General features: G+C 71.8%; 20 protein-coding genes and 1 tRNA gene. 7 read left to right on the forward strand and 14 right to left on the reverse strand.

The genetic code is table 11. From position 1 onward, the window contains the following. Positions 1–7 precede the first annotated feature (7 nt). From O3597_RS22885 to O3597_RS22895, 3 genes are read right to left on the reverse strand one after another with little or no spacing between them, the layout of a single operon-like run. The gene (locus O3597_RS22885; RefSeq protein WP_281602361.1) at positions 8–1,099 is read right to left on the reverse strand and encodes a glycosyltransferase family 9 protein; all 1,092 of its coding nucleotides are present in this window, start codon (positions 1,097–1,099) and stop codon (positions 8–10) included. 20 nt (positions 1,100–1,119) lie between these two features. Next, positions 1,120–1,653 carry an Hsp20/alpha crystallin family protein gene (locus tag O3597_RS22890; RefSeq protein WP_281602362.1) on the reverse strand — a complete coding sequence of 178 codons (534 nt, stop codon included), beginning with the start codon at positions 1,651–1,653 and terminating at the stop codon, positions 1,120–1,122. Then, positions 1,650–2,156, reverse strand: coding sequence for a DUF2231 domain-containing protein (locus O3597_RS22895; RefSeq protein ID WP_164446438.1), 507 nt, complete (start codon positions 2,154–2,156; stop codon positions 1,650–1,652). The genes O3597_RS22890 and O3597_RS22895 overlap by 4 nt, the downstream gene beginning before the upstream one ends. 152 nt (positions 2,157–2,308) lie before the next feature. Here O3597_RS22895 and O3597_RS22900 point away from each other — a divergent pair, with 152 nt between their 5' ends. Beyond that, positions 2,309–2,926: a pyridoxamine 5'-phosphate oxidase family protein gene (locus O3597_RS22900; RefSeq protein ID WP_281602363.1), complete on the forward strand. Its 618-nt coding sequence runs from the start codon at positions 2,309–2,311 to the stop codon at positions 2,924–2,926. Positions 2,927–3,069: 143 nt separating this feature from the next. Here O3597_RS22900 and O3597_RS22905 read toward each other — a convergent pair whose 3' ends face one another. The 3 genes from O3597_RS22905 to O3597_RS22915 form a co-directional block, all read right to left on the reverse strand. Beyond that, on the reverse strand, positions 3,070–3,753 hold the full coding sequence (locus tag O3597_RS22905; RefSeq protein WP_281602364.1) for a GPP34 family phosphoprotein: 684 nt from the start codon (positions 3,751–3,753) through the stop codon (positions 3,070–3,072). Positions 3,754–3,837: 84 nt separating this feature from the next. Then, the gene (locus O3597_RS22910; RefSeq protein ID WP_281602365.1) at positions 3,838–4,557 is read right to left on the reverse strand and encodes an ABC transporter permease; all 720 of its coding nucleotides are present in this window, start codon (positions 4,555–4,557) and stop codon (positions 3,838–3,840) included. Positions 4,558–4,584: 27 nt separating this feature from the next. After that, a complete protein-coding gene (locus tag O3597_RS22915) occupies positions 4,585–5,466 on the reverse strand; it encodes an ABC transporter ATP-binding protein (protein ID WP_281602366.1) in 882 nt (293 codons plus the stop codon). A 108-nt stretch (positions 5,467–5,574) separates the two neighbouring features. Between O3597_RS22915 and O3597_RS22920 the strand changes: the two genes are divergently transcribed. Genes O3597_RS22920 through O3597_RS22930 form a run of 3 tightly spaced genes read left to right on the forward strand, consistent with a single transcriptional unit; the run spans position 5,575 to position 7,750 of the window. Further along, positions 5,575–6,726 carry a histidine kinase gene (locus tag O3597_RS22920; RefSeq protein ID WP_281602367.1) on the forward strand — a complete coding sequence of 384 codons (1,152 nt, stop codon included), beginning with the start codon at positions 5,575–5,577 and terminating at the stop codon, positions 6,724–6,726. After that, a complete protein-coding gene (locus tag O3597_RS22925) occupies positions 6,723–7,328 on the forward strand; it encodes a response regulator transcription factor (RefSeq protein ID WP_164446443.1) in 606 nt (201 codons plus the stop codon). The genes O3597_RS22920 and O3597_RS22925 overlap by 4 nt, the downstream gene beginning before the upstream one ends. Positions 7,329–7,357: 29 nt before the next feature. After that, positions 7,358–7,750 (forward strand): DUF4260 domain-containing protein, encoded by a 393-nt coding sequence (locus O3597_RS22930; protein ID WP_164446444.1) that lies wholly within the window; start codon positions 7,358–7,360, stop codon positions 7,748–7,750. Positions 7,751–7,845: 95 nt separating this feature from the next. Here the strand turns inward: O3597_RS22930 and O3597_RS22935 are convergent. Continuing rightward, a tRNA-Thr gene (locus O3597_RS22935) sits at positions 7,846–7,918 on the reverse strand. 129 nt (positions 7,919–8,047) lie between these two features. Between O3597_RS22935 and O3597_RS22940 the strand changes: the two genes are divergently transcribed. Then, positions 8,048–9,835: a metallophosphoesterase gene (locus O3597_RS22940; RefSeq protein ID WP_164446450.1), complete on the forward strand. Its 1,788-nt coding sequence runs from the start codon at positions 8,048–8,050 to the stop codon at positions 9,833–9,835. Between the two features lie 111 nt (positions 9,836–9,946). Here O3597_RS22940 and ricT read toward each other — a convergent pair whose 3' ends face one another. The 6 genes from ricT to tmk all read right to left on the reverse strand — a co-directional run bounded on the left by ricT (position 9,947) and on the right by tmk (position 15,943). Further along, positions 9,947–10,777: a regulatory iron-sulfur-containing complex subunit RicT gene (gene ricT / locus O3597_RS22945; RefSeq protein ID WP_281602368.1), complete on the reverse strand. Its 831-nt coding sequence runs from the start codon at positions 10,775–10,777 to the stop codon at positions 9,947–9,949. A gap of 326 nt (positions 10,778–11,103) precedes the next feature. Next, the gene (locus tag O3597_RS22950) at positions 11,104–11,808 is read right to left on the reverse strand and encodes a hypothetical protein (RefSeq protein WP_281602369.1); all 705 of its coding nucleotides are present in this window, start codon (positions 11,806–11,808) and stop codon (positions 11,104–11,106) included. After that, the gene (locus tag O3597_RS22955; RefSeq protein ID WP_164446453.1) at positions 11,808–12,113 is read right to left on the reverse strand and encodes a hypothetical protein; all 306 of its coding nucleotides are present in this window, start codon (positions 12,111–12,113) and stop codon (positions 11,808–11,810) included. Before O3597_RS22955 ends, O3597_RS22950 begins: the two co-directional genes overlap by 1 nt. A 1-nt stretch (position 12,114) precedes the next feature. Beyond that, on the reverse strand, positions 12,115–12,444 hold the full coding sequence (locus O3597_RS22960; protein ID WP_093404078.1) for a YbaB/EbfC family nucleoid-associated protein: 330 nt from the start codon (positions 12,442–12,444) through the stop codon (positions 12,115–12,117). A 188-nt stretch (positions 12,445–12,632) separates the two neighbouring features. After that, positions 12,633–13,847, reverse strand: coding sequence for a DNA polymerase III subunit delta' (locus tag O3597_RS22965; protein ID WP_281602370.1), 1,215 nt, complete (start codon positions 13,845–13,847; stop codon positions 12,633–12,635). Beyond that, positions 13,847–15,943 (reverse strand): dTMP kinase, encoded by a 2,097-nt coding sequence (gene tmk / locus O3597_RS22970; RefSeq protein ID WP_164446777.1) that lies wholly within the window; start codon positions 15,941–15,943, stop codon positions 13,847–13,849. The genes O3597_RS22965 and tmk overlap by 1 nt, the downstream gene beginning before the upstream one ends. A gap of 391 nt (positions 15,944–16,334) precedes the next feature. On the opposite strand from tmk, the gene O3597_RS22975 reads away from it, so the two are divergent. Then, positions 16,335–17,543, forward strand: coding sequence for an amino acid deaminase/aldolase (locus O3597_RS22975; protein ID WP_281602371.1), 1,209 nt, complete (start codon positions 16,335–16,337; stop codon positions 17,541–17,543). Positions 17,544–17,586: 43 nt separating this feature from the next. Here O3597_RS22975 and O3597_RS22980 read toward each other — a convergent pair whose 3' ends face one another. Continuing rightward, the gene (locus tag O3597_RS22980; RefSeq protein WP_164446778.1) at positions 17,587–18,240 is read right to left on the reverse strand and encodes a TetR family transcriptional regulator; all 654 of its coding nucleotides are present in this window, start codon (positions 18,238–18,240) and stop codon (positions 17,587–17,589) included. 224 nt (positions 18,241–18,464) lie between these two features. On the opposite strand from O3597_RS22980, the gene O3597_RS22985 reads away from it, so the two are divergent. Then, positions 18,465–19,781, forward strand: coding sequence for a D-arabinono-1,4-lactone oxidase (locus tag O3597_RS22985; RefSeq protein WP_164446455.1), 1,317 nt, complete (start codon positions 18,465–18,467; stop codon positions 19,779–19,781). Positions 19,782–19,842: the final 61 nt, after the last annotated feature.

The following is a 19,842-nucleotide window of genomic DNA, read 5'->3' on the forward strand; positions in this document are numbered from 1 at the left end:
GAACCCGTCAACGGAACAGCAGCTCGCGGGCGGCTTCCACCACCTCGGCCACCGGCACGTCCGTGACGAAGGAGTCGCGGTGCGGGCAGTTGCCGTCGCCCGGACGGTGCGGGTAGATGCCGGGGGTGCAGTCCACCCCGCAGACCGGACAGTGCACCGTCCACGAGGTGATCGGCCGATGCCGGCCCCGCAGCACGGGAGCGGTGGTGATCAGGTTGCCGACCCAGAAGATGCCGACGGTCGGCGTACCGACGGCGGCGGCCAGGTGCAGCGGCCCGGTGTCGTTGGAGACCACCAGCTCGCAGCCGGCGTAACAACCGGCCAGCCCACCCAGGCTGAGCGTGCCGACCTGCGGCCGGACCGGCACCCCGGCGGTGGCCACCACCCGGTCCACCACGTCCCGTTCGGCAGGGGTGCCGGTGACGAGGATTTCGTACCCGTCGGCGTGCAGCGTCCGGGCCACCTCCCCGAAGCGGTCCGCGGGCCAGCGACGACGGGTGTCCGTCGCTCCGGGATGCAGCGCCACCCGGGGACGTTCCGACTCGCCGAGCACGGTGCGCGCCTCGGCCCGGTCGGTCTCGGTGACCGCCAGCGCCGGGATGGTCGTGGTGGCCGCGGCGCCCACCAGAGCCACCGTCTCCAGGTACCGGATCACCTCGTGCTGGTAGTAGACGTACCGCAGCCAGCGGTCCAGCGGCGGCGCGTCCTCGGCCCGTAGGCCGGCGGTGAGCCGGGCGCCGAGCGCGGCCACCAGCGGATTGGAGTTGGCGCCGCCGCCATGCAGCTGCAGCGCCAGGTCGAACCGTTCCGCGCGGGCGGCGGCCAGGAAGTCGACAATGCTCGACTCGGGCTCGCCCTCGGTCGCCGTCCGGATCCCCGGCGCGGGCGGCACCACGAGTACCCGGTCGACCGGGCCCGGCCGGTCGCGCCACAGCTGCGCGTGCCAGGGCGCGCCGAGCAACACGATCTCCGCCTGGGGGTACGCGGCCCGCAGCGCCTCCAGCGCGGGCAGTACGAAGATGAAGTCACCGAGCGCGTTGGCGCGCAGCACGGCGATCCGGGCCACGTCGGGCACCCGGTCGGCGGCCCCTTCCAGCACGGCCGAAGCCACCGGGCGCGCTACCGGCCGGAATCGCCGGTAGCGACGTCCGGCTGGTGCAGTTCCCGGTCCGCCGCCGGGTCGACGCTGCTCGGCACACCACCGGAGGGGCTCGTCGAACGCGGTCCGGTACGGCCGACGGTGATGGTGCGCGGTGCGGGCCGGTTCGCCCGGGGCAGCCGTACCCGCAGCAGACCGTGGTCCATCACCGCGTCGATCGCCTCGGGGTCCACCCGCGACGGCAGTTGCACGCGGTACTCGAAGCCCCGGGTCTCGAACCCGCCGGGAATGCCATGGTCGGCGTTGACCTCGGCCTCCGTCCGCGCCCGTACGCACAGCTCGCGGTCGTCCAGCTCCACCGCGACCTCCTCCGGGGCGACGCCGGGCAGCCGGACGACCACCTCCCAGCCGTCGCTGGTCTCGCCTAGCTCCACCTCGGGCGGCCCTGGACGGCCGCCGACCAGCCGGCTCAGCTCGGCCCGCAGCGACTGCAGCTCGCCCATCGGGTCCCAGCCCTGCTGGCCGCCCCGCCAACCGCGTCCCGGCCTGGTCATCGCGCGTCTCCCATTCGTTGACTGGCGGCTGCCGGCCGCAACGAGCTCGGCGCGTCGAGGTTGGCCTCCCGGTCGACCCCGACGCCGAGCCGGTCGACGAGTTCACCGCCCAGCCAGCCGCTGACCCCGAGAATGCCCAGCGCCACCACCTCGATGGCGATCAGTGCCCCACCCGCCCCCCGCGAGTCGGCGTTGAGCCGCACCACCCAGACGGCGGCGAAGAGCAGGATCACCGCGACGTTCGCGACGGCGTGGATGAGCGCCACCCGCTTGGCTCGGGTTCCGGAGGGGATGGCCAGCAGGTCGAACGTGCCGGCCGCCGCCGCCAGCAGGCCGCCGATCAGGCCGACGGTGAGGTTCCAGTACGCCACCTCGCCGAGGAAGTCCGGCCCGCCGACCGTGTCGATGACGTCGAAGAGCACGGCGGTGACCAGTAGGGCGAAGGGAAACATCACAAGCATCGGATGGACGGGGTGCCCCAGGATCTTGAGTCGACTCTCCATCTCCGGGCCTCCACTGCTGTTCGAAAGCACTCCGTGGGTCGGTACCCCCGGGCACCGGGGGACAAACCTGACGGTCGTGCGCGACTAGACTGACCGTGGCGGTTTCCCGCCCGGGTGCTGCCACCACGGTCAACTCCACGGGGAGGCACCCAGTGACGGTGGAGATCACATCCGCAGCGGAATTGACCGACCTGCTCGGCACCCCGGCACCCCGCGCGATCGCCAAGGAGCGCACCCGACTGCACGAGCGTGACCGGCAGTGGCTCGCCGCATCGCCGTTCTGCCTGGTGGCCACCGCCGGCGCGGACGGCACCTGCGACGTCTCCCCCAAGGGCGACCCGGCGGGTTTCGCGCACGTGCTCGACGACCGGACCATCGCCATCCCGGAGCGTCCCGGCAACAAGCGCGCCGACGGCTACCGCAACATCCTGGCCAACCCGCACGTCGGCCTGATCTTCCTCATTCCCGGGCGCACCGACACCCTGCGGATCAACGGCCGGGCCCGATTGCTGCGGGACGCGCCCTGGTTCGACGACATGGTGGTCAAGGGGCACCGGCCGGTGCTCGCCGTGCTGGTCGAGATCGAGCAGATCTTCTACCACTGTGCGAAGGCGTTCCTGCGGTCCCAACTGTGGCAGCCGGAGACCTGGCCACCGGACCCGCTGCCCAGCCGGGCCCGCCTGGTCAAGGAGGTCGAGGCCCCGGCGGCCACCCTCGCCGACCTGGAGCGTCACTACGGCCCCCAGTACGCCGCCACCCTCTACACCTGACCCGCCTCGTCGACCGCCACCCGACGCCGCCGGCTCGCAGGCAGCAACTTCGGTGATGTTGCTGCCTGCGGCCCGTCCAGACACGACAACATCCGCGAAGTTGCAGGCCGGGGCTGCACGGGGGCCGGCGGCGGAGGGGTGTGCTAGCTGCGGGGGATCACCGTGGTGGTGACGATGACACTGTTGACGACGGTTGCGGTCATGGTCCGGGTCACGGCTTCCGCTGCGGCACCGGCTCCCCAGTTGCCCTGTTCGAGTTCCTTGGCGCGTTCGATCACCGGTGTGGTCCACGGGATGTCGCGGTAGAACTGGGGCAACGTTCCGCTGCCCGACAGCAGTGCCGCGAGCGCGGCCATCCGGGCCGACGGTTCCGTGCCGTCCACGAGCACCTGCCGGACCTCCTCCAGCAGGCGCGCCCGGCGTCCGTTGCCGCCGTCGCGCAGCGCGGTCGTACGGAACAGGCCGAGCACCTTACGCTCCTCCCGCCGGATGTCGCCGCGTTCGACGAGCCGCTCCAACACCGGCTTGCGCAGGTGCGGGCCGATGGCGGCGAGCACCGTCTGGACGCCGCGGGGCTTCTCGGAGACGTAGTCCCACGCCGACCGGAGCAACTCCTCCGACGGTGCCTGCCCCTCGACGGTCTGCACCTTGCGTCGGTCCGCCATCGTCACCCGGTCGGCGAGGGCGAGATCCGCGAGTACGGCCCCGGCGAGGACATAGAAGAGGGTGTTCTCTCCGGCGATGGTGCCCGACCACGGCTGGAACAGTAGAAGCAGCAGGTCCTCCACCAGAGTCGGTGAGCCGGGTTGCGACGTTTCTGCGGTCACGGTCACTCCTTTGTCGTACGTCTTCCCGCGCGGTGCGCGGTTCTGGTCGGGGTGTCGCGCGCACCTCGGTGCCGCTCGCCACCCTCAGCGGCGGGGTTCCCACTTGAACAGGCGGGTGGCCGCCACGACGGCGATCACGACCCAGCCCAGCGTCGGGGCCAGCAGGAGCAGGGAGTCGGTCACGGCGACGCCACCGTTCCAGGCGTTCATCACCATCTCGGTGGCGGAACCACCGGGCAGCAGCCGCTTGAGCAGGGCGAGATTCTCGGTGCCGGTGACGCCCACCCAACTGGCCACGCCGATCACGCCGAGGGTGACGGGCAGGGTGGTGACCTGGGCGTGCTCGGGTGAGTTCGTCAGGCCGGCGGTGGCCAGACCCAGGCCGATCAGCATGGCCACGGTCGCGACGATCGCCACCACCAGCAGGGGCACGTTGGCCGGCCCGCCGGCGACCATGGCCAGGGCGGTCAGGATCGCGGCCACCTGCACCAGCGCGACGACGGTGGCGGGCAGCAGCAGGCCGGCGAGGATGCCGGCGTCCCCGATGGCCGTGGAGCGCAGCCGCTTGAGGAAGAGGTTCTGCCGCCGGGACGCCAGGGTGGTCACGGTCGTGGCGTAGAGCCCGAACGCGGCCACGGTGAACAGCACGATCGCCGCGATGTAGCCGAGGCTGCCGAGGGCGGCGAAGGTCTCGTGCTGACGGACGAAGTACGCGGAGACGACCACCGGGATGATGAAGCTGGTGACCAGCACCAGCCGGTTCCGGAAGATCTGGATCAACTCGCTGAAGGCGATGGGGAACACGGGAAGGATTCCTCTCGGGGAGACGATTCAGCCGCTGATGGCGCGGAAGACGTTGTCGAGTCGGGTCGGTCCGGCCTCCAGGTCCCGCAGCTCCACGGCGTGGTCCTGCGCCCAGGCGAGCAGGACGTGCAGGTCCTTCTGCAGATCGAAGGTCTCGATCACGACCCTGCCGTCGCCGTCCGTGGCGGCCCGCACCGGCAGCGCCGGCGCCGTCGGCGGCAGCGAGAAGCGGATGACGGCCGGCAGCGTGCGGGTCAGCTCGGAGACGGTGCCCTCCCGGTGGAAGGTGCCCTCGTGCATGAGCCCGATCCGGTCGGCGCGCTGCTGCGCCTCCTCCAGGTAGTGCGTGGTCAGCACGATCGTCGCGCCGTTCTCCCGGAGGCGGTCCACCGTCATCCACAGGTGGTCACGGGACTGGACGTCCAGGCCGGTGGTCGGCTCGTCCAAGAAGATCAGCTCCGGGGTGCCGTAGACGGCGGTGGCGAAGTCCAGCCGCCGCTTCTCCCCGCCGGAGAGCTGGGAAACCTTCCAGCCGGCCTTGCCGGTGAGATCGACGATGTCGAGCACCCGGTCGACATCGTCGGTCCGCCGGGTCAGGGTGCCGATCAGCCGGACCGACTCACGAACCGTGAGGTCCGGGGAGAAACCACTCTCCTGGAGCATGACGCCCATCCGGGGGCGGACCGCCCGACGGTCACCCGGTTGGTGCCCGAAGACGCGCACGGTGCCTGAGGTCGGCGTCCGGTGGCCCTCGACGGTCTCCAGGGCCGAGGTCTTCCCCGCCCCGTTCGTGCCGAGCAGCGCGTACAGTTCGCCGCGCCGGACCTCGAAGGAAAGATCCTTCACGGCGTGGAAGTCGCCGTACTTCACGTTGAGCCGTTCGACTTCGATCACTGGTGTCGTGGACATGCCCCAATGACAGCAGCGGTCGCGGCGATCGCTCAGTGGCGCCACGTCACGGGTACATGTGACGTGGTGTCACTGCCCGCCCCACCTGGACGTGGGAATACTGGCTGGGTGACCGCGAGATCGCCGGCCTTCACCAAGACGACGCAGAAGCGGCTGCGCCGGATCAATCTCCTCACGTCACTTCCGCCGGTCGTGTTCGCCGCGGTGGTTCTCCTGGCCACCGACGCGCACACCTGGTGGCATCTCGTCGTCCTGGCCCCGGGTGCCGTGGCGGCGGTGGTGGCCTTCGAACGCTGGACGGCGGACGACCTCGCCCGGGTCGCCCTGCCCTGCACGATCGTCGGTGCTGTGGTGTGGCCGCTCGGGGTGCTGCTGACCGGCAGCCCCAACGCCTACTGGGGCATCTGCGCGGTCGGGTCTCTCGCCCTCCGCGAGGTACGACGCCGGACCCTGGCAGCGGTCGGGCTGTTCAGCTACGTCGCCGCCGTCGGCGCGATGCGGTTCCTGGTCGATCAGGACGACGTCCGCGGCGTCCTGATCACCTACGTCCTCGTCCCGACGGGCCTCACCGTCCTGGTGACCGTCCTGACGATCGTCGGCGAGCGCTTCTACGACCTCATCCGGGAGCTGGATCACGCCCGGGAGCGCGAGGCGGAGCTGGCGGTCATCCGCGAACGCGTCCGCTTCGCCAGCGACCTGCACGACATCCAGGGCCACACTCTGCACGTGGTCAAGCTGAAGATCGCACTGGCGCAGAAGCTGATGCGCCGCGACACCGACCGAGCAGAGAAGGAACTGCGGGAGACGTACGCGCTGGTGAGCGACACCATCACCCAGACCAAGGAACTGGCGTACGCGCAGCGCCGACTCAACCTCTCGGCGGAACTCGAGAACGCGAAGAACCTGTTCGAGGCGGCGGGCATCCGGGTCCGGGTGACCCGGGAGGCCGAGGTGGACCCGCGCAGCAGCGAACTGCTCGGCCAGGTCCTGCGCGAGACCACCACGAACATCCTGCGCCACGCCCAGGCCACCCAGGTGCGGATCACGCTCTCCGAAGCCGGCATCTCGATCGTCAACGACGGCGTGAGCGGCGACACGCTGCCCGAGCTCAGAGGGCTGTCCAACCTCCGGCAACGGCTGGCAGCCGACGGCGGCGAGTTGGCCGTGGAACAGCAGGACGGGCGCTTCCGAACCGCCGCGAGGTTTCCGGCCGCCCGTGCCGATGCCGCCACCGGCGGCGCTGCGGAGGATCAGCGATGACCACCACCATCGTGCTCGCCGACGACGAGGCCCTGCTGCGCAAGGCGCTGGCGGCGCTGCTGCCGCTCGAAGGCGACATCGACATCGTCGCCGAGGCGACCAACGGCGAGACCGCCGTCGAGGCCACCCTGCGACACCGGCCCGACGTGCTGGTCATCGACCTGGAGATGCCCGGCACCGACGGCCTCGGCGCCATCACGCAGATCCGCCGCGTCCGGCCGGAGCAGGTGGTCCTCATGCTGACCCGACATGCCCGGCCCGGCGTGCTGCGCAAGGCGCTGAAACTCGGCGTCCAGGGTTTCGTCAGCAAGTCGGCCGAGCCCGCCCACATCGCCTCGGTCATCACCGACCTGCACGCGGGTCGACGGTGGATCGACCCCGACGTGTCCGCGCTCGCCATCGTCGACGACTGTCCGCTCACCGAGCGGGAACTCGACGTTCTGCGGGTGACGAGCGAGGGCTACTCGGTCGCCGACATCGCCGCCCGGCTCCACCTCGCCCAGGGCACCGTGCGTAACTACCTCTCCAACGCCATGCAGAAGACCCAGACCCACACCCGCCACGAGGCCGCGCGCTACGCCCGCGAGCACGACTGGCTGTGACCCCTGAACCGCCAGCTTGGAGATGTCGGATGTTGAACCCGGTCCAGACACAGCGCATCGAGGGCGTCGTGGTGGCGGCCTTCGCCGTCGTGGTGATCGTCGCCGTCGGGTACGCGTGGTGGTGGCTGCTCGCCCTGTTCCTGATCTTCGACCTGTCGATGGTCGGCTATCTGCGCGGCCCGCACGTGGGTGCCTTCTGCTACAACCTGGTGCACTCCTACGCGCTGCCGGCGCTGCTCGGCGCGGTCGCGGTGGCCCTCGCCGCATTCCGGGAGCCGATCGACTGGCTCGGCGTCCTCGCCATCGCGTGGGTCTTCCACATCGCCGTCGACCGCGCCCTCGGCTACGGCCTCAAGACCACCGAGGGCTTCGAACACACCCACCTCGGCCCGATCGGCAAGGCCAAGCGGTCCACGCGCTGAGCCGCACGCTCCGGGACGGACAGCCGCAGCGCAACCGGCAGCGGCTGACCTGAAAGACGGCGAAGCCCAGGCCGATGACCTGGGCTTGCGTACCGAGCCGCCTGACGGAATCGAACCGTCGACCTACGCATTACGAGTGCGTCGCTCTGCCGACTGAGCTAAGGCGGCAACGGTGGTCAAGTGTACGGCACGCACCGCTGCGGGGCCGAGCGGGATTGGCCGCCGGGTCGAACGAACCGGACGCCCGGGGCGTTTCCGGGGTCGTCGGGTCACCCGGGTCGCACTACGCTGCGGCGAATGACCGACGATCACACCTCTCACGACGAACCGGGCGATGTCGGGCCGCCGTCCCGCGACCGGACGCCGCCGCCAGGGTCGTACGCCGGGGAGGCCGCCGGCGGTCGACAGGCTCGGCGGCCCCGCAGCACCGATCCGCTGGAGCTGGGCTTCACGCCCCGCAAGCCGGTGCCGTGGCTCGCGCCGTTCCTGCTGATCAGCACCGGCCTGCGGACGCTGCTGGCGATGCTGTTCGGTGCGTACCTGGACAAGCGGGAGCTCCAGAAGGCGCTGGACGCGGAGATCTCCCGGCAGGTGGGGCCGGACGGCGGGCTCTGGCTGGACTACGTGGCCGATCTGGGTGACGGGTTCGACGCCACCTATTCGGTGGCGTACCTGCTCGCCCAGCGGGAGATCACGGTGGACGGGCACCGGCTGCCCCGGGCACAGACCCTGGTGATGGGTGGCGACCAGGTCTACCCGTCGGCGGAGTACGCGGCGTACGAGGACCGGTGCAAGGGGCCGTACCAGGCGGCACTGCCGGCCACTCCGGCGGAGCAGCCGACGATCTTCGCGGTGCCCGGCAACCACGACTGGTACGACGGGCTCACCGCGTTCCTGCGGCTGTTCGTCCGTACCCGGGACCGGCACTTCGGCGGCTGGTGTACCGGCCAGTCCCGGTCGTACTTCGCGGTCGAGCTGCCGGCCGACTGGTGGCTGCTCGGCCTCGACGACCAGTCCGGCTCGTACGTCGACGACCCGCAGCTCACCTACTTCGACGCGGTGGCGAAGCGGCTCGGACCGCAGAGTCGGGTGATCCTTGCGGTGCCGGCTCCGGCCTGGGTCAAGGCCGTCGACCGGCCCACCGCGTACGACTCGATCGACTACTTCATCCGCACCATCGTCGCGCCCACCGGCGCCCAGGTTCGGCTGCTCATCTCCGGCGACCTGCACCACTACGCGCGGTACACCGGGCCGGACGGACGGCAGCTGGTCACCTCCGGCAGCGGCGGCGCCTACCTGTACCCGACGCACAAGCTGCCCGAGCGCATCCAGGTGCCACCGCCCGACACCCTGGCCCGCCGGTCCAGCCCGTCCCGGACGTACGAGTTGGCGGGCCGCTACCCCGACGCCGCCCGCTCCCGCCGGTACGGCTGGGGAATCTTCGCCCGGCTGCCGCGCCGCAACCCGGGCTTCTCGACGTTGCTGGGGGTGCTGCAAACCCTGCTGATGCTCTCCATGGCCGGGGTGGCCGATTTCCGGTCCGAGGCCTCCGAACAGCGGCTGTTCAGTGTGCCGCTGGTGATGATGGTGCTGGTCACGGTGCTCGCGGCGGCGATGTTCGCGAAACCGCCCAGTTCCAGCGGCAAGCGCCACGCCCGGCACTGGATCCTCGGCGTCGGGCACGGGCTGGCGCACGTCGGGCTGGCCGCCGCCGGCACCTGGGCCTGGCTCGCGCTGCCGTTCCACGACTGGTCCTGGCCGCTGCCCGCGGTGGCGGCGGCAGTGGTCTACCTGCCGGTGATCGGGTTGGTGGCCAGCCAGTTGGTGGCCGCGTACCTGCTGCTCGCGAGCGCCTTCGGGGTGAACGTCAACGAGCTGTTCGCCGGGCAGGGCATCGAGGACGCCAAGGGCTTCGTCAGGATGCGCATCGATCCCGACGGCACCCTCACCCTCTACCCCATCGCCGTCGACCGGGTCGCCCGCGACTGGCGCATCAACCCCGACCAGTCCCCCGACTCCTCCTGGCTAACCCCCACCGCCCCGTTGATCCCCCGCCTGGCCGAACCCCCCATCACCCTCACCTGACCACCCCACCCATGCCGTTGATCATGAGGTTAGCGGCGATGTAGATCTCTGAAACTGCCGTTAACCTCATGATCAACGCGGACCGGCGGGGGGTGGAGTGGGTGGGGTGGGTTAGCGGGTGTCGTGGGCGCGGCGGGGGCCGCAGACGTCGGCGCGGGAGCACCTGGAGCGGGAGCCGTCGGCGTCGAGGCGGACGGTGACGGCGTCCCTCGGGACGCTGTGGCCGACCACGCGGCCCTCGCCGTCCGGCGTGGTGACCCGGGCGCCGATGGCCGGGGCGGATTCGGCGAACTTCGCGTACAGGGGATGTTCGTACTTGAGGCAGCACATCAGCCGACCGCACGCGCCGGAGATGCGCAGCGGGTTGAGCGGAAGATCCTGGTCCTTGGCCATCCGGATGGTGACCGGCTCGAAGTCGTTGAGGAACGTGGCGCAGCACAGATCCCGCCCGCAGGAGCCGATGCCACCCTGCACCCGCGCGGAGTCGCGGGCCGAGAGCTGACGCAGCTCGACCCGGCAGTGCAGGGTCGCGCCGAGATCGCGGACCAGGGAGCGGAAGTCCACCCGGTGCGGGGCGGTGAAGTAGATCGTGCTGCGCTCGCCGCCGCCCTCGCCGTTGCCGAGCACGTGGTCGACCGCCACCACCTTCATCGGCAGTCCGTGCTCGCGGATCAGCCGCTTGGCCGCTACCTTCGCCTCGGCCTTGCGCCGCCGCAGATCCTCGTCGCGCCGCAGGTCCTCCTCCTGCGCCAGCCCGGCCAGTCGGGGGAAGCCCGCGGTCTCCTCGGTGACCCACTGGGCCGCCCACACGCACTCCGCCACCTCGGGACCGTCGTCGGTGGGTACCAGCACCTTGTCGCCCACCTGGGGGCGCAGCTCGCCTGGGTCGAGGTAGTAGAGACGCCCGTACCGCTGGAAGCTGACCGCGCAGAGCATGCCCATTGCCTCACCCTACGTCGCGGGGACGGAAATGCGCCGGGTCGACCGTGGGCGCCGTTGCCCCGGACCGCCGGCAGTCAGCCATCCATGATTGTCGACTCGACCGATGCCCGGCCCGGCCACCGGTCCGACGATGCTGCCCGGACGGCTGAAACCTGCGTCACGGGCGGGACAAGACCGGGCCGAAGGCGTTGAGTGGAGAGCAGACCTGCGGGGGGTGCAGGGAAGGTCACGGCGCCGCTGACGGGCCATCTTCGAGAGGCCCGCGAGCGGCGCCGTGCGCCCTGTGCGGGCGCGGGTGCAGGCACCGGAGACGACGTGGGTGGACGTCACCAGCCGACCCGGGTCGTCCGGCCGCCCGGCGGACCACCGCCGCTGTCCGGTCGGAACCGCGCGCCCCCCGGTCGCCACGGAGACTCGGCCAGGCTCGGTGACCACTGTCGCAACAGCGTCTCGACACCGTCGTACGCCACGCAGAGCACCGCCAGCACCCGGGCACCGATCTCGGCGGCGGCGACCGCACCCGCTCCGGACCTTCCGGTCTGCGCCGTCGCCCGGCCGTCCGACGTGGCGGCGACGACGGCAACCGCCTCGGCCGAGCCGATCGCCTCGGCCAGTGCCCGAGCGGCGGCGAGCCGGCTGCCCTCCACCCAGTCGGCGAGCGCGTCGGCATAGCCGGCGGTGGCTTCCAGCCGCCCGACCAGGCTCTCGGGCCCCTCGTCCAGGTGTCGCAGCAGCGTCGCCCGCGACTGGCCGTACGCCGTGGCGGCCGAACCGGACCAGAGCACCGCATCGGTCAGCGCGGCGCAGGCGTGGTCGTAACCGTGCACGTGCCGACGCACGGCGTGCCCGGCGGTGGCCAGCGGCCCCGGCCGCAGGTCGAGGAAGCCGCGCAGCGCGTCACCGGGCAGCACCTGCATGCGGCGCAACAACGGCCACACCCGGTGCCCCTCGGGAGCGCCGGTCGCGAGCAGCGTGTCGACCCGCTCCAGCAGATCGAGGCCAGGCTCGGCGAGCCGGTCGAGGAAATCCATCACGCCTCACCGGCGAGCCGACGGGAGATGGCGGAGTCGGTGTCGGAGTAGCGGTCGGCGGCCTCGCGCAGTGCGGCGGCCACGGTTGCCAGCTGGATGGCGGCGTTGTGCGCCTCCCGGGCCCGATCGCCGGTGGCGGCCACCCACTGCCGATGCAACGCCCGCCCGACCTCGCCCGGCCGACCGGGCGCGTCGGCACCGAACGCCACCTGTGCCGGGTCCCCGGCGGTGACCGACCGGGAGAGCGCGGTAAGCGTGGCGCTCGCCTCGTCGAGGCGGCCGGCCAGGGTGCGAAGGCTGTCCATCTCAGGCCCCCGTCAGCGGTCGGTACGCGGTGAAGGTCTCGTTGTGCAGCTTTTCCCTCGCCCATTCCGCGGCGTCGGCGGCGGCGGTGACGGCGGCTCGTACCGAGTCGGCCACGTCGCGCGGTGCCCGGGTGTGCAGGGGGCCGAGGAACCGTACGTCGGTGATCCGGCCGCCGGCGGTGACCACCACCTCGACCAGGCCGTCCGGTGAGCGGACGGTGACCTCGACCGTCGCCACGGCCTGGTCGAACTCGGCCTGGAGAGACTCGATGCGGCGGTAGCGCCGGACCGCCTCCTCAATCCACGCCTCGTCGATCTCACCCCGCGGCATCGCCGGACTCCTCCCGGTTTCATCACTGTGCGTGCCGCTACCGTCACCACGGCACACCGGACCGTACCGCACGCGAATTGCGCCTGTCGATGGCTGTGGGCAACGGTCCGGCTACAGGGCGGCCGGAGGCGCGACAACCAGGCCCGGAGCCGGCCGTTCGTCGAGGTGTCGCGCCGGAACGACGGCGGTCAGCCCTTCCAGAGGGCGAGCATCATCGCCTCGACGGCGATCCGGGGCTTGACGTTGGCCTCGATCGCGGCGCGACAGGTGAGCACCGCCTCCAGCCGCCGCAGCGCCCCCTCCGCCTGCCAGCTACGGGCACCGGCCTCGGCCAGTTCGGCGGTGTCGGAGTGGACCGGCGAGACCGGTGCCCCCAGTGCCATGGTCAACGCGTCCCGGTAGAAGGCGGCGAGGTCCACCAGGGCCCGGTCCAGCGCGTCCCGCTGGGCCCGGGTCGCCCGTGACTTCTGGCGTCGTTCCAGGTCCTTCAGTTGACCGGCGGCTCCCCGGGCGGCGCCGGCCGCACCCCGGCCGGTACCGCCGGCACCGAGTGCCGTCTCCAGCGCCGCGCGCTCCGTGGCGTCGATCTCCGCGACCGACGCCTCGGCCTCCGCCTCGGCGGCCTCGATCAGCGCGGACGCGGCGTCGAAGGCGGCGCCCACCCCGGTGAGCCGACGCGGCACCGCGAGCACCGCCTCCCGCCGGGCCCGGGCCTGCGGATCACGGGCCAGTCGCCGAGCCCGCCCCACATGGCCCTGCGTGGCGGCGGCCGTCCAGCGGGCCACGTCAGGGGCGATCCCGTCCCGGCGGACCAGCACCTCGGCCACCGCCTCGGCCGCCGGCTGCCGCAGCGGCACCACCCGGCACCGCGACCGGATGGTCACCGAGATGTCGTCCGGGTGGGTGGACGGCGTGCAGAGCAGGAACACCGTACGCGGCGGGGGTTCCTCCACCGCCTTCAGCAGTGCGTTGCCGGCCGCCTCGGTCAACCGGTCGGCGTCTTCGATGATGACGACCTGCCAGCGCCCACCGGACGGGGTGCTGGCCGCCCGGAGCACCAGCGCCCGCATCTCGTTCACCCCGATGGAGAGCCCCTCGGGCACCACCAGACGGACGTCGGCGTGGGTGCCGGCGAGGGTGGTGTGGCACCCGGGGCACTCGCCACAGCCGGTGCCGTGCACGCACTGCAGCGCGGCGGCGAAGGCCCGCGCCGCGACCGACCGGCCCGAGCCGGGTGGGCCGGTGAAGATCCAGGCGTGGGTCATCCCCCCGCCCGGATCAGCGCCGACGGCCGCCTCGGGTTCGCCGGTGGCGCGCAGCACGGCGGCGGCAGCCGCGGCGGCCCGCCGCAGCGTCTGCACCGCCTCGTCCTGCCCCACCAGGTCGGCGAAGGCCTCCGGCATCAGGTCCGCTCCGTCGTCACCAGCTCCGATGGGGATAACTCGGGCTGCACCGAGGTGTCCGGACCGTGCGCCGGGCCCGGGTGCTCGATCCCGTCGGCGTTGCCGAGCAGCTCCTCCACCCGGCGGGCGACCCGCTCGGCGATGTCCTCGGCCGAGCGGGCACCGTCGAGCACCAGGTAACGCTTCGGGTCGGCGGCGGCGAGATCGAGGAAGGCGTAGCGGACCCGGTCGTGGAAGGCGATCGACTCGGCCTCCAGGCGGTCGGCGCTCTCCGCACGCGCGGCGACCCGGGACAGCCCGGTGCGCGGATCGACGTCGAGCAGCACCACCAGATCGGGCTTGAGCCCACCGGTGGCCCAGGAGGAGAGCCAGGACACCTCGTCGACCGGCAACGTCCGGCCGGCTCCCTGGTAGGCCAGGGACGAGTCGACGTACCGGTCGCTGATCACCACCGCGCCCCGGGTCAGCGCGGGCCGGACCACGGTGGCCACATGATGCGCCCGGTCGGCGGCGTAGAGCAACGCCTCGGCACGCGGTGAGGGTGCCTCGTCGGGTGTGGTGTCCAGCACCAGCGATCTGATCCGGGTACCGACGCCGGTGGCGCCCGGCTCCCGGGTGACCACCACGTCCCGTCCCTGGCCACGGAGCAACTCGGCCAGCTTGCCGAGCTGGGTCGACTTGCCGGCGCCCTCGCCGCCCTCGAAGACCACGAAGAGTCCGGCCGAGACGAACGGCTCGGCCGGCATCAGCGGACGGCCGCGGATCGACCCCCACAGGTCGGCCAGGACCGGCACGCCCTTCTTGTCGTCCATCTGCCCGAAGGCACTGATCCCGGCGAAGATGCCGGCCGCACCGGCGGCGAGCAGCAGCAGGCGGGTGGAGGAGACGGAGATGCCGAGGTCGGCGATGGTCAGCGTGCGGGAGCCACCGACACCGGCCAGCAGGCTGCCGAGCGCGATCGCCAGGATCAGCACGAGCCGGGTACCGATCTGCACCACGGCGAAGACCCGGCCGCGTACCTCGTCGGCGACCTCACCGCCGAGCAGGGTGGTGCCGGAGAGGAAGGCCATCCCGGCGCCGGCCCCGACGAAGACCGCGCCGACGAGCGCCATGGACAGGTGGATGGCGAAGGCCAGGGTCATCACCGAGGCGCTGGCCAGCACGATGCTCATGCCGAACCAGCGACGCCGGGACATCTCCCGCACGATCATCGGCCCGAGCCCGATGCCGATCGCCAGGCCGATGAAGATCGCGCCGAACAGCAGGTAGAACGCGGCGTCACCGGCACCGAGCGAGTCGGCGAAGAACCGGGCGGTGCCGATGACGATGCCGCCGCCGGCGAAGGCGCCGAGGATGCCGAGAACCAGCCCGCGCACCAGTGGGGTCTGCCCGATGAACCGCCAGCCCTCGGTGAACTGGCGCATCATGCTCTGCTCGGTGCGGTCCCGTTCGTCGGTCTGCCCCTGACTGATCTCCTTGATACCGAAGGCCACCACGAGGGCGGTGGCGAGCCGGGAGAACGCGTTGAACCAGAGCGCGAGTTGGGCCGGCTGGGCCCAGCCCGGCATCTCGCCGCCGGTGGCGCCCCGGATGATGCCGTCGAGCGCGGAGAGCACGATCGCGGCGAAGACCGGGGTCAGGCCGTACGTGGTGATCAGGGTGAGCTGGTTGGCCGTCTCCAGCCGGGCCCGGGGGATGAGGTTCGGTACCGCGGCTTCCTTGGCCGGGATCCAGAGCAGGGTGACCGTCTCGATCAGGAAGGTGGCGATCGCCGCCCAACTGACCACTCGCGCGCCGCTGGCACCGGTCAGCGCGTAGAGCGGGATGGAGGCGAAGAGCACGAACCGCAGCAGGTCGCAGATGACCATCGTCCAGCGCCTGTCGAACCGGTCGGCGAGCACTCCGGCAACCGGGCCGAGCAACAGTGCGGGCAACAGCCGGATGGCGATCACGCCACCGAAGGCCGCGCCCTTGGCGGTGCTTCCCTCCACCTGGGCGGCGGCGAAGACACTGGTGGCGAGCAGGCCGAGCCAGTCACCGAAGGAGGCCGCGCCGAGCACGATCCAGAGCCGACGGAACGGTCGGATGCGCAGCACCGAGCGGATCGCTCCGTACCCGGTCAGGTCGGGTTGCCCGCCGGAACCTCCCGACGGACCCTGCGTCCCCGCCTTGCCTGGCTGGTCGGTGGCACCGGACTGGCCGGCCGCGTCCCGTCCGGCGGTGCCGGCGGGCTGGTCGGCTGTGCCGGCGGGCTGGTCCGCCGGCGACACGCCGGACGACTCGCCGTTCAACTCGCTTTCGATGGCCGTACCTCCACGTGCCGGCCCATCGCTGGGCACCCCCGGTGGAACACTCTAGACCCGGTAGGGACGTCCTCCCGTCCTGCACCGCCTGCTCGCCGAGCCTAGGCCGCCGTGGCCAGCCCGACCCAGGCAACCCGGACACGAGGGTATTTCGCATTAACCGTTTCACAGTTAGCGTGCACACGTGGCCACCGACAGCGAGAATCTGCGCAACCGGCTGGACCGGGCGACCGCGCACCTCGACCCGCCGTACGCGGTGGTCGACCTCGGCGCCTTCGACGCCAACGCCGCCGCCCTCGTCGGCCTGGCCGGCGACAAGCCGTTGCGGGTCGCCAGCAAGTCGGTACGCAGCCGCGAGTTGATCGCCCGCACGCTGGCCCGACCGGGCTGGCACTCGGTGATGGCGTTCACCCTGCCCGAGGCGATCTGGCTGGTCCGCAGCGGGATCAGCGCCGACGTGCTGGTGGCGTACCCCACCGTCGACCGGGGAGCGCTCGCCGAACTCGGCGCCGATCCGGTGCTGGCCGCCGCGATCACCCTGATGGTCGACGACCCGGACCAGCTGGACTTCTGCGACGCGGTGTCACCCTCCGGCCGCCGGGCCGAGCTACGGATCTGCCTGGACCTGGACGCCTCGTGGCGGCTGTTGAACGGGCGCTTGCACGTCGGTGTCCGCCGCTCACCGGTGCACAGCGCCCGGGCGGCCGGCCGGCTGGCCGCCACCGTCGCCCGTCGACCTGGTTTCCGGCTGGTCGGGCTGATGTCGTACGAGGCGCAGATCGCCGGCCTGGGCGACGCACCGCCCGGGCGGGCGGCGCTCGGCACTGCGATCCGGCTGGCCCAGCGCGGTTCGTACCGCGAGTTGCTGGTCCGCCGCAGTGCGGCGGTGGCCGCCGTACGCGAGCACGCCGACCTGGAGTTCGTCAACGGCGGTGGCACCGGCAGCGTGGCCGCGACCCGGGCTGATCCCGCGGTGACCGAGATCACCGCGGGATCGGGCCTCTACGGGCCGACGCTGTTCGACGCCTACCGTGCCTGGCGGCCCACCCCGGCGGCCTTCTTCGCCTGCGGGGTGGTCCGGCGTCCGACGCCCGACCTGGCCACCGTGCTGGGCGGTGGCTGGATCGCCTCGGGGTCGGCCGACCGCAGCCGACTGCCCCGTCCGTGGTTGCCCGCCGGGCTCAGCCTGCTCGGTTCCGAAGGCGCCGGCGAGGTGCAGACCCCGCTGACCGGCGCACCCGCCGCCCACCTGCGCATCGGCGACCGGGTCTGGTTCCGGCACGCGAAGTCGGGGGAGTTGTGTGAACGGGTGAACGAGCTGCACCTGGTGGACGGCGACCAGGTGGTGGCCACCGTGCCGACCTATCGGGGCGAGGGTCGAGCCTTCCTCTGACCGGCGCGCCGGCTGGCCGCGTCGGCGGTGGGTGAGGTCGGCGTCAGGCGGGTTGGGCCGCCGGCTGGGCGGGTTCCGCCTCGGCGACGATCTGGTCGTCGGCCGGCTTCGCCGGCTGCACCACCGGCCGGCGGCCGGCGTCACCCCGGGCGTCGACCTGCCGGTGCAGGTATTCCCGGATCAGCGCCTTCGCCTCGGTGAGCACCCGGTCGTCCCCGTCCGGCTTCCGCCGGAACGCCAGCTTGATCAGGGCGTCGGCCGCCTCCACCGCGATCTCCAGATGGAAACGCAGGTCCGGCACGTCGGCCAGCCCGAACCGCTCGGTGAGCACCCGAGCCAGCTGGTCGGCGATCACCCCGTTGTTGTCCCGCTGCTCATCGAGCAGGTGCAGGTCGACCACGTCGCCGAAGTGCAGGGTACGGAACCCGGGAACGGTGCGGTGCATCGTGATGTATTCATCGATCCCCGCGTCGACCCCGTCCCACCAGTGGGTCAGGTCGTCCGAGGCGAAGCGTTCATCGAGCCGCTGCAGGTAGGACTCCATCGTGCGCAGCGTCAGCGCCTGCACGATCGCCCGCTTGTCCGGAAAGAACTGGTAGACCGACCCGATCGCCACCTCGGCCCGCTCGGCGAGCAGGGTGGTGGTCAGTCCCTCGTACCCCACCTCGTCGACGAGTTCGGCGCAGGCGTCCAGCATCCGCTGGACCCGCGCGACACTACGACCCTGCACTGGTACTCGACGCAGCGGCCCGGTCGTGGCGGCTGAAGTGGACACGCGCCACCCCCTCTCGACGGATGAACATATCTGCACGTCACGAGTCCGTGACTACCGGTACAACGAGCGGGCCTCGATTGCGGTGTTTACCAGGGACAACGTTCCTGATATGAATTCGGTTCATATTCATCTTTAGGAGCGGGCCGATGGTCGAGAGCACCGCCACCGAGACCGCCGCCTGGTCGAACTGGGCGGGTAACCAACGCGGCGCGGCCACCGTAGTACTGCGGCCGTCCTCGGTCGACGAGGTCGCCGAGCAGGTCCGACTTGCCGCCGAAGCCGGCGAGCGGATCCGCCCGGTCGGCAGCGGCCACTCCTTCACCCCGGTCGCGGTCAGCGACGGGCAACGGATGGACCTGACCCGACTTGCCATCGACGTACGCGTGGACGTCGATCGACGCCTCGTCACCGTACCGGCCGCGACGACGCTGCGGGAGGTGAACGCCCTACTCGCCGCGCACCGACTGGCCCTGCCCAACCTCGGCGACATCGACGCGCAGACCGTCGCCGGGGCCATCTCCACCGGCACCCACGGCACCGGTGCGGCCCACGGCGGCCTGGCCACCTTCGTCGAGGCGCTGACCCTGGTCACCGGCGCCGGCGAGGTGCTGCGTTGCTCCGCCGAGGAACATCCGGAGGTTTTCGACGCCGCCCGCGTCTCGCTCGGCGCGCTCGGCGTACTCGTCGAGGTGACGCTGCGCTGTGTGGACGCCTTCGTCCTACTGGCCCACGAACGTCCGGCGACACTGGACGCCGTGCTGGCGCGGGTGCCCGACCTGGTCGCCGCGCACGACCACCTGGAGTTCTTCTGGTTCCCGTACACCGACCGGGTGCACCTCAAGACGAACGACCGGGTACCGGTCGACGACCGTCCGCTGTCCCGCTGGCGCGGTTGGCTGGACGACGACTTCCTGGCCAACACCGTCTTCGCCGGAGTCTGCCGGCTCGGCCGGGCCCTGCCGGGCCTGGCACCGGGCATCAGCGCGCTCTCCGCACGCGCGCTCGGCGAGCGCCGCTACACCGGTCGCTCCGACGCGGTCTTCTGTAGTCCCCGCCGGGTCCGCTTCCTGGAGATGGAGTACGCCCTGCCGCGCGCGGCGCTGCCCGAGGCGCTGTCGGCGGTGCGTCGCATCATCGACGGGTTGCCGTTCAAGGTGCTCTTCCCGGTCGAGGTTCGCTTCAGCGCAGGGGACGACATCTGGTTGTCGCACGCCTACGGCCGGGATTCGGTGTACCTCGCCCTGCACCAGTACGTCGGCATGCCGTACGAGCCGTACTTCCGGGCCTTCGAGGCGGTGGCCACCGGGCTCGGGGGCCGGCCGCACTGGGGCAAGCTGCACTGGCGCGACGCCGCCTCGCTCGCCACCGCCTACCCCCGCTGGCCCGACTTCCAACGCATCCGCGCCCACCTCGACCCCCACCGCACCCTCACCACCCCTTACCTGACCACCCTCCTCGGCTGAACCCACCCCGAATCTTGGTGCGCGAGCGCCCCTCCGGGGGCGTTTTCGGACCAAGATCCGG

The organism is Verrucosispora sp. WMMA2044 (assembly GCF_027497155.1).
Taxonomy (GTDB): domain Bacteria; phylum Actinomycetota; class Actinomycetes; order Mycobacteriales; family Micromonosporaceae; genus Micromonospora; species Micromonospora palythoicola.